Below are 9,739 nucleotides of genomic sequence, written 5' to 3' on the forward strand. Positions count from 1 at the left end.
AAGTGGAGGCGACGCCATGTCCAGCTACACGATTGCACTGAATTTCGAGGACGGGGTAACCCGCTTCATCGACTGCAAGGCCGGCGAGAAGGTTCTCGACGCGGCCTTCCGCGCGAAGATCAACCTGCCGATGGATTGCTCCGACGGCGTGTGCGGCACCTGCAAGTGCCGCGCCGAAAGCGGCCGCTACGACCTCGGCGACGACTACATCGACGATGCGCTCACCGAGGATGAAAAGGACGGCGGCCTCGTGCTGACGTGCCAGATGGTGCCGCAAAGCGATTGCGTGATCGCGGTACCGACGTCGTCGGTCGCGTGCAAGACGGGCCAGAGCGGGTTCGCCGCCACGGTGACGAAGGTCGAGCAGCACAACGATGCGGCCGTCGTGCTCGAACTCGACGTCGGCGCGGCAGCACCCGTGTTCCTGCCGGGCCAGTACGTGAACATCGACGTGCCGGCGAGCGGCCAGCATCGCTCCTATTCGTTCTCGTCGGCGCCGGCCGACGCGAAGGTCAGCTTCCTGATCAAGAAGATCCCGGGCGGCGTGATGAGCACGTGGCTCGAATCGGCGCAGCCCGGCGACACGCTGGAACTGCACGGGCCGCTCGGCAGCTTCTACCTGCGCGACGTGCAGCGGCCGCTGCTGTTCCTCGCGGGCGGCACGGGGCTCGCGCCGTTCCTGTCGATGCTCGAGGTGCTCGCGCGCACCGGGTCGCAGCAGAAGGTGCACCTGATCTACGGCGTGACGCGCGATCTTGACCTCGTGCTGGTCGACGCGATCGAAGCCTACGCGGCGAAGCTGCCGAACTTCAGTTTCGCGACGGTCATCGCGGATGCGGAGTCGAGCCATCCGCGCAAGGGCTGGGTCACGCAGCACATCCCGGCCGATGCGCTGAACGACGGTGACGTCGACGTGTATCTGTGCGGGCCGCCGCCGATGGTCGACGCGGTGCGCAAGTATTTCGACGACGAAGGCGTGAAGCCGAACAGCTTCCACTACGAGAAGTTCACCCCCAACGTCACGGCAAAGGCGGCATGACCATGCAACGATTCTCCGGCAAGGTCGTCGTCGTCACCGGCGCGGCGCAGGGCATCGGCCGAGGCGTCGCGCTGCGCGCGGCGGCCGAGGGCGGCAGGGTGCTGTTCGTCGATCGCGCGGATTTCGTCACCGAGGTGGCGACCGAGGTGACGGGCTGCGAGACGGCAGGCTTCGTCGCCGATCTCGAAACCTACGAAGGCGCGCACGCGGCGATTGCGTACGCGGTGCAGACGTTCGGCGGCATCGACATCCTGATCAACGGCGTCGGCGGCGCGATTCGCATGCGCCCGTTCGCCGAATTCGAACCGGCGCAGATCGATGCGGAAATCCGTCGTTCACTGATGCCGACGCTCTATACCTGTCACGCGGTGCTGCCGCACCTGCTCGCGCGCGGCGGCGGCACGATCGTCAACATCTCGTCGAACGCGACACGCGGCATCCGCCGGGTGCCGTACTCGGCGGCGAAAGGCGGCGTCAACGCGCTGACGTCGGCGCTCGCGATGGAATACGCGGCGCACAACATCCGTGTCGTGGCCACCGCACCGGGCGGCACCAGTGCGCCGCCGCGCCGCGTGCCGCGCAATGCGGCCGGCGACAGCGCGCAGGAACAGGCATGGATGGGGGAGGCCGTACGGCAGGTGACCGACTCGACGTACTTCAAGCGCTACGGCAGCCTCGACGAACAGATCGCGCCGATCCTGTTCCTCGCGTCCGACGAGGCAAGCTACATCACCGGCACGGTGCTGCCGGTCGCGGGCGGCGATACGGGTTGAGCGGCATGCCGCGACGCCGCTTGCCCGTGTTCGAGATGTTCATCGACAACCAACCCACCAACCAACCGGCCGGCGCGAAGACGCCGGCCACGGAGACCGTCATGCGTGATCGAAAAGCCATCGTTCCGGCGGGAATGGAAGCGGTGTACGAGAAGATCGGCTACGCGCCCGGCCTGAAGGTCGGCGATACGCTGTACGTATCCGGCCAGATCGGCCGCGATGCGGCGATGCAGCTCGTCGAAGGCCGTTAAGCACAGATCGTGCAGGCGTTCGAAAATCTGAAGGCCGTGCTGGAGGCTGCCGGCGCATCGTTCAACGACGTGGTCGACCTGACGACCTTCCATACCGACATGCGCGACCTGCCGGTGTTCATGCAGGTGCGCGACCGCTACCTCGACGCACATCCGAAGCCCGCGTGGACGGCGGTCGGTGCGCACATGCTGGGCGGCGCGCCAGGTTATATCGTCGAGATCAAGGCAGTGGCGGTGTTGCAGGCGTGATGCGCGTTGACGGGAGGCGGGCGCGAGGAGCCGCATTCCACGCATCGAATCGACTCGTCGCGGGCTGAAATGGAGCGGGAGACTTCGCAATCCACCGCGCAATCCTGACGAAATGCTTTCTCGCGAGCTCGAGCGTGCATCGTTGCTCCGCCGTCAGCGACAAGTCACGCGAGTTCGTTTATGGTGCGAGGGAACGCAGCATCGTCTCTTTCCTTCCGCCGAGAATCCGCGATGAAATGCCTGCCACGCGCCATCTTCGCCGCCCTCGCTTTCACCGTCGCGCAAGCCGCGCTCGCCCAGGTGCCCGCAACGGTGCGGCTCGAAGACCTGACCTGGACCGAACTGCGCGACAGCATCCGGGCCGGCAAGACCACCATCCTGATTCCGATCGGCGGCACCGAGCAAAGCGGGCCGTACGTCGCCCTGGGCAAGCACAACGCGCGGGTCGGGGTACTGTCCGAGCGGATCGCGGAAGGCCTCGGCAACGCGATCGTCGCGCCCGTCATTGCCTATGTGCCCGAGGGCGGCTATGCGCCGCCGACGTCGCACATGCGCTTTCCGGGCACGATCACCGTGCCCGACGACGTCTTCGAAAAGACCCTCGAATCCGCCGCCAACAGCTTCCGGGTTCATGGCTTCACGAACATCGTGTTTCTCGGCGACCACGGCGGCTACCAGAATGACATCAGGCAGTCGGTAGCCCGGCTCAACAAGTCTTGGGCCGGCACGGGTGCGCGCGCGTTCGTGCCGGCCGAGTATTACGGCACCAGTTCCGACGGTTACGACCAGATCCTGCGCGAGCACGGTGTGCCGGCCACGGATATCGGCACGCATGCGGGGCTGGCCGATACGTCGCTGCTACTGGCGGTCGCGCCGCGCATGGTCAGGGTCGACAAGCTGCGCAATGCCGCGAAGCCCGGCGCCGTCGACGGCGTTTACGGCGGCGATCCGCGTCATGCGAGCGTCGAACTCGGCCGGCTGGGCACCGACGCCATCGTGGCGCGCACCGTCGACGCGATCAGAAAGGAAGTCGCCGGCCGTTGACGCAACCGCGCCACCGCGCCACTTTTGCCGTCGTTCCATTCAATCGAACCGGGACATCGTCATGCCACTGCGCTTTGCCCGTCACATCCGCTTCCCCCGTCCCGCGATCGTCATCGCGGCAGTGCTGGCCGGTTTCGGCGCGCATGGTGCGATCGCGGCGTCCGCCGTCGCGGCCGTACCCGGCATGCCGCCCGTCATCCACCCCGACAACCTGTACAGCGAGGCCCAGGCCGGCCGCATGAGCGCGGCGGTGTCGGGCGCGTTGCCGCGCATCTATGTGCCGAACCTGCGATCGAACGACGTGTATGTGATCGACCCGGCCACGTACAAGGTCGTCGACCGGTTTGCCGTCGGCCGCAGCCCGCAGCACGTCGTGCCGGCGTGGGACCTGCAGACGCTGTGGGTCGCCAACAATGCGGAAGGACGGACCGACGGCAGCCTGACGCCGATCGATCCGAAGACGGGCAAGCCCGGCCCGGAAGTGAGCGTCGACGATCCGTACAACATGTATTTCACGCCCGACGGCAAGGATGCGATCGTGGTGGCCGAGGCACATGCGCGGCTCGACTTCCGCGACCCGAAAACGATGGCGCTGAAATCGAGTCTCGAGGTGCCGCAATGCAAGGGCATCAACCATGCCGACTTCTCGATCGACGGCCGGTATGCGCTCTTCACGTGCGAGTTCGGCGGCAAGCTCGCGAAGATCGACATGGTGGACCGCAAGGTGATCGGCTACCTCGAACTGGACCGGAAAGGGATGCCGCAGGACATCCGCGTGTCGCCGGACGGCAAGGTGTTCTATGTCGCCGACATGATGGCCGACGGTGTATACGTCGTCGATGGCGACCGCTTCACGAAGGCCGGTTTCATCCCGACAGGTGTCGGCACGCACGGGTTGTATCCGAGCCGCGACGGCACGAAGCTCTATATCGCGAATCGCGGCTCCAATCTCGTCCACGGGCCGCGCCACGGCAAGGGCAGCGTGTCGGTGCTCGATTTCGCGACGCGCAAGGTGGTCGCGACCTGGCCGATTCCCGGTGGCGGCAGCCCCGACATGGGCAACGTCAGCGCGGACGGCAAGACGCTGTGGCTGTCGGGCCGCTTCGATGATGTCGTCTACGCCATCGACACCACGAGCGGCGCGGTTCGATCGATTCCCGTCGGCATGGAGCCGCACGGCCTGACGGTGTGGCCGCAGCCGGGCCGCTATTCGCTGGGCCATACCGGAAACATGCGGTAGGGCGGCGGCCGGCCGGCGCGTGTCGACGCGGCCGTTCGACAGGCGGGCCGCACGGCGTGCCGATGAATACGGCGCGCGGTTCGCGTGCCTGCCCGGCCCGTTGCCGCGCATGGCGGCCGCTGCTGCCGGGCACGCGGGGGCGGACGAACGAGACGCAACCGGCGCGCGCGGCAACCGTCGCGGCGGCCGCGCGGCGCCCCAACCGGAGAAAGCCGATGACCGAACGTCAGTCCCCCGACACGACGCCGCCGCATGCTGAGCCCGGTGCGCACGACGCGCTCGAGCACTTGCTCGGCAGCCTGCACCGGCATGGATTCCTGCATCTGGCGAGCGAGGTCGTCAGCGCGAATGCGCGGCTGGCCGACACGTTCGTCGATGCGCTCGACAAGCCGGGCATGCAGAGCGGCATGCAGAATCTCGCGGTGCTGCTGATGGCGCTGTCGCGCATTCCACCCGAGCAGTTCGGCAAGGCGGTGTTCGCAGCCGCCGACGCGCTGCACCACGTCGGCGCGTGGCAGCCGGCGCAGCACGAGCATGTCGCTCCCGGCGTGCGCGGCGCCTACCGGCTGCTGCACGACGAAGCGCTGTGGGACGCGTTGACGCCGTTGCTCGAAGGATTGAAGGTGTTCGCGCAAGGGCTTGCGCGCGATCCGGAGACGCCCATCACCGCGCCCGGCGAGAAGACGAACGGCTCGTGACGGTGTCCGGTGGCGTGTCGGCATCGACGTGCACGAACCCGAGCGGCAAAGGTCGTGGGGGCCGTGCACGCACAATCGTCGGCGAGCAGCCGGTCAATGCGAGCGGTCGCGCGGTCGTGTGCCGCGACAGGCTGCATGTGATGCAGCACGTCATTCCCACGCGTGCTTGCTGAACTGATAGCCCTTGCAGCGGATCGTCTTGATTCGCTTCGGTTCGGTCAAGTCGTCACGCAGCTTGCGGCGCAGCTTCGAGATGCGGCCGTCGATCGAGCGGTCGAAGCCGTCGAACTCGATGCCGCGCATCAGCTGCGTCAGGTCTTCCCGGCTGACCACCTCGCCGGCGCGGCAGACCAGCGCCCACAGCAGGTCGAATTCGGTTGAAGTCAGGCGCGGCGCGCTACCGTCGGGAAGGCGAATCTTGCGATCCGCCCGGTCGATCGAGAACTTGCCGAACTCGAATCGCTGGGGCGATGCCGGCGCGCTGTCGGCCGGGCGCACGCGCATCCGTCGCAGGTGGGCCTTGATCCGCGCGAGCAGAATGCGCGGCTCGACCGGCTTGCGGAGAAAGTCGTCCGCGCCGAATTCCAGGCCGAGCAACTCGTCGAACTGTTCGTTGCGGGCCGTCATCATGATGACGATGCCGTCGTACTGCAGGCGTGCTTCGCGGCAAATCTCGAAGCCGTCCTTGCCCGGCAGGTTGATGTCGAGCAGCACCAGGTCCGGGCGACGCGCGACGATCGTGGACACGGCGTCGGTGCCGTCGAACAGGGTGTCCACCTCGTACTGATGCATGCGCAGATAGTCTGCGATCAGCGAGGACAGATGGACGTCGTCTTCGACGAGCAGGATTCGGATGGGCATCGCTAAACGAGGGGGTGAAACAGGAAAGTGGCGAGCGCTCAGGCCCGGTCCGAACATGGGGCAGCCGAAGAGAGGCGCATGATACTGAGAAACATTCCGGCGGAATGTGGCGAAATATGCATCGGTCGGTGAGCCCGTCTGCATGCACCGCTTCGCCGCCGTGCCAAGAAGCGGATGCATGAAGGTGCGGAGTCGTGTCGTCGTCGAACGACGCGACGACGGGTGAACGGGCTCGGAGCGATATCCGGCGCGCAACCGGCAGGGATGCCGGGCGACGTTTCGGTCGCGCGAAAACGTTTGCGAAATGAGTGCGCACGCGGGGCGTCGCACACGCCGCCAGACCCAAGCCCGGTAAAGGTTACTCCACATATCATTACAAAATATTACCTACTCGGCGGCGCGGGGCTCCCTACAATCGTCGCAACTGATTCGCGAGCGTGCCGCACACTGGTTTCCGCATGATTTCAAAGGGCTTTCATCGACGAAGGCGGCCACCGATCGCGCGCCGTTGCCCCTCGGTCATCCCCATTCGGCGCACCGCTGCTGGTGTCGAACGCGTGCGGATCGGTGTTGACATCGTGCTGGCCCTGGCCTTTCAGGAAAACGGCACGATGTTCTGATAGGAATACGAAATGATACCGCTTGAAATCATCCAGAATCTCGATTCACTCACGAACGCGATCGAAGTCGCGGTCGCCCGTGCCGACTGGAGCGAAGCCGTCCGGGCCGCAGAAACGCGTTCGAAGTTCCTGATGACGCTGGTACCCGATCAACCGGACGAGGTTCGCCTGGCGATCGGCAGAATGCAGGAAACCGATTTGCGAATCTCCACCGCCGCACGGGAAACGCTGGAAGCGCTCGTCGCCGAGGGCTGGCAGGCGCTTTACGAAACCCGGCTGGCGACGAAGGCGCTGGCGTCTCAGTCGCTGTCGCCCGGGGCGGGAGCCATGGCGTCCCGATCGCCTTCCTGGCCCGCATGAATTTCACGGCCCCTCGCGGGGCTCATGCTCAATACGCGGACGGGTCTTTGGACGTGCCTGTCAGGTCTCAACGTTTCGGTGGCGGTATGCGATTTCGAAAGCGCATCAGTTATGTCGATGCAACACGATGGTTCGCCGATGGCGATCATGACCGGGTGGCGAACCGTCAAGGCGGACGGGCGGTCGCTACCCCGGAAGGCTGGCGCCCGGTGAAGCCGGGCGACTGGATATTGATTGATGACTGTGGCAACTGCTGGCCGATGGACAACGGGCTCTTTACCAGTCTTTATGAAGCGGTCATGGAGTGAGCGGGGGTGAAGCATCTGTGCAGCAAGCCGATGCGGCACGCCCGCGATAACCGGTTGACCGGTACGCCGTCCAGCCTACCGGCTCGCGCGCGAAAACAGCAATGAGTCGGTGTCGTTGAACCGGATCCCTATCGGCTCGCCATAACCGGCTTTCTCCGCGACACGGATCGACGCGACGTTGGTCGGCGCGATCACGCACACGCTGCGCTCGAACTGCTGTTGTCCGTCGAGCCATGCGAGCGCGGCCGCGAGCGCCTCGGTCGCGTACCCTTTGCCGTGCGCCCAGGTCGCGAGGGCCCAGCCGGCTTCCGGCACGCCGCGAATCGACGGCTCGATGAGCCGGTGGAAATCGGCGAAGCCGAGATCTCCGACATAGCGGCCCGACGCCTTCTCGCGAATCGCCCAGTAGCCATAGCCGAGCAGCGGCCACAGCCCGCGATACGCGAGCATGCGCATCCACGAGTCGCGCGGCGCGGACGGCTCGCCATTGAAGATGTGCTCGACGACCTTCGGCTCGGCCCACATCGTGGTGAGCGCATCGAAGTCGCCGAGCGGATGGCCTTCGAGGATGAGGCGCGGCGTGTCGAGAACGGGTGGGGATGAGACAGGCGGCATTGTGGTTTCCGGAAAGAAGGGGGGAACGGCCTGGACGTCAACATGTCGATGCCGCGCTGGTTGGGACCCGTTCACGCACCCGTTGGCAGATCGGGTGGCGATGTTGCTCGGCGAGCGGCGGCGTGCGATCGACGGCACGTGACGGCGACACGCTGCGAGCGGGCATGTCCAATGCGGCAAGACAGGGAGCCGGAATGATAGCAAAACGCTTGCCGGGACGGGCGGCGCGTCCGGCGGCCGGGAGTGGCGCTGGCGCATCGACGACATCGAGCAGCAAACCTGCGCGATTGCATCGGCTTACCGCGCGATAATCGGAGTTTCATGCGGTATGCGCCGCACTCCCGATGTGCCTTCACCACTCGACATGACACGCGAATCCGACTGGCTGAGCCGCTTCATGGCGCTCGTCACGGTTACCGGGAAGCTCGAAATCCGCTGCGCGTTCGGCGCGCCGTGGGCGGTCACGTATGAACGATCGCCTGCGTGCGAGATCCCGTATCACGTGGTGCTGCGCGGCCGCGCGATCCTCGAGAATCCCGACGATGGCACGGTGCGCGAACTCGGCGGCGGCGATCTCGTGCTGCTGCCGCACGGTTCCCCGCACGTGCTGCACGACGGCAGCGGGTTGCCGCCGGTGCCGGCGGTCAAGCGGCCCGGCGGTCACGTCTTCATCGGCGAGAACGCGGGCACCGGCGAGCGGCTGGACATGCTGTGCGGGCGGTTCGTGGTTGCGCCGCCGCACGACCGGCTGATCCGGCGCCACCTGCCGGCCGATCTCGTCGTGCGCGCGGTGGCGGATAGCCGCACGCCGGACGCGCTGGCCGCCACCGTGCGGCTGACCGCCCTCGTGGAGCTGATGCGCGCCGAGTCGCTCGAGCAGCAGCTCGGCGGCCTCGCGATCCTGAACGCGCTGTCGGCGGCGCTGTTCGCGCTCGCGCTGCGCGCAATCAGCGATTCGGGGCAGGCACCGACCGGCCTGCTGGCGCTGGCCGGCCAGCCGCGCCTTGCGCCCGCGATCGTCGCGATGCTCGACGATCCGGCGAAGCCGTGGACGCTGCCCGAACTGGCCGCGCTGTGCAGCATGTCGCGCGCGACCTTCATGCGCCACTTCCAGTCGAAGCTCGGGCACTCGGCCGCGGATCTGCTGACGGATATCCGGATGAGCCTCGCCGCGAATGCGCTGCGCCAGCCGTCGGCCAGCGCGGAGGCCGTGTCGGCCGACGTCGGGTATCAATCGGTGGCGGCGTTTCGCCGCGTGTTCACGCGCTGGGCCGGCATGACGCCCGGCGACTGGCGGCGCCAGTCGCTCGGTGGCCCGCGCGATGCGGTGGCATTGGACGACGGTGTGGCCGGCGACGCGGAGTAGGTGCGAAGGAGGCGGCGTCTGCGCCGGTTTCATGCATCGCATACGGTTCAGCGCTTAGACAGCGCACGGTTCGATGCCGGCCCCATCGCTATGGTTGCCCGGTGCGACGAACAGCTTGACGGACAGCGCGACGGACAGCGCGACGAATAGCTCGACGAACAGCGCAACGAACAGCGCGACGAATAGCGCGACGAACAGCCCGACGAACAGCCCGACGAACAGCCCGACGAACAGCGCGACGAACAACTCGACGAACAGCCGGACGAACAGCCCGACGAACAGCCGGACGAACAGCCGGACGAACAGCCGGACGAA

The 9,739-nt window shown here is 66.6% G+C and carries 12 protein-coding genes and 1 pseudogene; 10 read left to right on the top strand and 3 right to left on the bottom strand.

Going from position 1 to position 9,739, the window contains the following annotated elements:
- Positions 1–16 precede the first annotated feature (16 nt).
- The 6 genes and pseudogenes from benC (at position 17) to HAV18_RS21920 (ending at position 5,294) form a co-directional block, all read left to right on the top strand.
- Positions 17–1,039, top strand: coding sequence for a benzoate 1,2-dioxygenase electron transfer component BenC (benC, locus tag HAV18_RS21895; protein ID WP_166959680.1), 1,023 nt, complete (start codon positions 17–19; stop codon positions 1,037–1,039).
- Positions 1,036–1,812, top strand: a complete 777-nt coding sequence (gene benD / locus HAV18_RS21900) for a benzoate diol dehydrogenase BenD (protein WP_166959683.1) — start codon at positions 1,036–1,038, stop codon at positions 1,810–1,812. Before benC ends, benD begins: the two co-directional genes overlap by 4 nt.
- Positions 1,813–1,913: 101 nt before the next feature.
- A pseudogene (locus HAV18_RS21905) lies at positions 1,914–2,312 on the top strand (RidA family protein).
- Positions 2,313–2,543: 231 nt separating this feature from the next.
- Positions 2,544–3,356 (top strand): creatininase family protein, encoded by an 813-nt coding sequence (locus HAV18_RS21910; RefSeq protein ID WP_166959806.1) that lies wholly within the window; start codon positions 2,544–2,546, stop codon positions 3,354–3,356.
- Between the two features lie 61 nt (positions 3,357–3,417).
- Complete coding sequence (locus HAV18_RS21915) at positions 3,418–4,596, top strand: YncE family protein (protein ID WP_208102057.1); 1,179 nt, start codon at positions 3,418–3,420, stop codon at positions 4,594–4,596.
- A 215-nt stretch (positions 4,597–4,811) separates the two neighbouring features.
- Positions 4,812–5,294 carry a DUF1641 domain-containing protein gene (locus tag HAV18_RS21920; RefSeq protein ID WP_166959686.1) on the top strand — a complete coding sequence of 161 codons (483 nt, stop codon included), beginning with the start codon at positions 4,812–4,814 and terminating at the stop codon, positions 5,292–5,294.
- Positions 5,295–5,444: 150 nt separating this feature from the next.
- Here HAV18_RS21920 and HAV18_RS21925 read toward each other — a convergent pair whose 3' ends face one another.
- Positions 5,445–6,155, bottom strand: coding sequence for a response regulator (locus HAV18_RS21925; protein WP_166959812.1), 711 nt, complete (start codon positions 6,153–6,155; stop codon positions 5,445–5,447).
- A gap of 458 nt (positions 6,156–6,613) precedes the next feature.
- On the opposite strand from HAV18_RS21925, the gene HAV18_RS21930 reads away from it, so the two are divergent.
- The 3 genes from HAV18_RS21930 (at position 6,614) to HAV18_RS21940 (ending at position 7,443) form a co-directional block, all read left to right on the top strand.
- Positions 6,614–6,775, top strand: a complete 162-nt coding sequence (locus HAV18_RS21930; protein ID WP_166959689.1) for a hypothetical protein — start codon at positions 6,614–6,616, stop codon at positions 6,773–6,775.
- A 12-nt stretch (positions 6,776–6,787) separates the two neighbouring features.
- Positions 6,788–7,135 carry a hypothetical protein gene (locus HAV18_RS21935; protein WP_166959692.1) on the top strand — a complete coding sequence of 116 codons (348 nt, stop codon included), beginning with the start codon at positions 6,788–6,790 and terminating at the stop codon, positions 7,133–7,135.
- Between the two features lie 86 nt (positions 7,136–7,221).
- Complete coding sequence (locus HAV18_RS21940) at positions 7,222–7,443, top strand: hypothetical protein (protein WP_166959695.1); 222 nt, start codon at positions 7,222–7,224, stop codon at positions 7,441–7,443.
- 75 nt (positions 7,444–7,518) lie between these two features.
- Here HAV18_RS21940 and HAV18_RS21945 read toward each other — a convergent pair whose 3' ends face one another.
- On the bottom strand, positions 7,519–8,058 hold the full coding sequence (locus tag HAV18_RS21945) for a GNAT family N-acetyltransferase (RefSeq protein WP_166959698.1): 540 nt from the start codon (positions 8,056–8,058) through the stop codon (positions 7,519–7,521).
- A 364-nt stretch (positions 8,059–8,422) separates the two neighbouring features.
- Between HAV18_RS21945 and HAV18_RS21950 the strand changes: the two genes are divergently transcribed.
- Positions 8,423–9,424 carry an AraC family transcriptional regulator gene (locus HAV18_RS21950; protein WP_166959701.1) on the top strand — a complete coding sequence of 334 codons (1,002 nt, stop codon included), beginning with the start codon at positions 8,423–8,425 and terminating at the stop codon, positions 9,422–9,424.
- A 54-nt stretch (positions 9,425–9,478) separates the two neighbouring features.
- On the opposite strand, the gene HAV18_RS21955 is transcribed toward HAV18_RS21950, so the two are convergent.
- The coding region (locus tag HAV18_RS21955) for a hypothetical protein (RefSeq protein ID WP_208102058.1) at positions 9,479–9,739 on the bottom strand (261 nt) is incomplete at its 5' end.

This window comes from Burkholderia sp. D-99 (assembly GCF_011605345.1).
Lineage (GTDB): Bacteria > Pseudomonadota > Gammaproteobacteria > Burkholderiales > Burkholderiaceae > Burkholderia.

Excerpts from the sequence above, each read along its gene's own strand:
- HAV18_RS21945 (WP_166959698.1), bottom strand. The coding sequence starts at position 8,058 with ATGCCGCCTGTCTCATCCCCACCCGTTCTCGACACGCCGCGCCTCATC.
- benC (WP_166959680.1), top strand. The coding sequence starts at position 17 with ATGTCCAGCTACACGATTGCACTGAATTTCGAGGACGGGGTAACCCGC.
- HAV18_RS21935 (WP_166959692.1), top strand. The coding sequence starts at position 6,788 with ATGATACCGCTTGAAATCATCCAGAATCTCGATTCACTCACGAACGCG.
- HAV18_RS21910 (WP_166959806.1), top strand. The coding sequence starts at position 2,544 with ATGAAATGCCTGCCACGCGCCATCTTCGCCGCCCTCGCTTTCACCGTC.
- HAV18_RS21930 (WP_166959689.1), top strand. The coding sequence starts at position 6,614 with ATGATTTCAAAGGGCTTTCATCGACGAAGGCGGCCACCGATCGCGCGC.
- benD (WP_166959683.1), top strand. The coding sequence starts at position 1,036 with ATGACCATGCAACGATTCTCCGGCAAGGTCGTCGTCGTCACCGGCGCG.
- HAV18_RS21940 (WP_166959695.1), top strand. The coding sequence starts at position 7,222 with ATGCGATTTCGAAAGCGCATCAGTTATGTCGATGCAACACGATGGTTC.
- HAV18_RS21920 (WP_166959686.1), top strand. The coding sequence starts at position 4,812 with ATGACCGAACGTCAGTCCCCCGACACGACGCCGCCGCATGCTGAGCCC.
- HAV18_RS21915 (WP_208102057.1), top strand. The coding sequence starts at position 3,418 with ATGCCACTGCGCTTTGCCCGTCACATCCGCTTCCCCCGTCCCGCGATC.
- HAV18_RS21925 (WP_166959812.1), bottom strand. The coding sequence starts at position 6,155 with ATGCCCATCCGAATCCTGCTCGTCGAAGACGACGTCCATCTGTCCTCG.
- HAV18_RS21950 (WP_166959701.1), top strand. The coding sequence starts at position 8,423 with ATGACACGCGAATCCGACTGGCTGAGCCGCTTCATGGCGCTCGTCACG.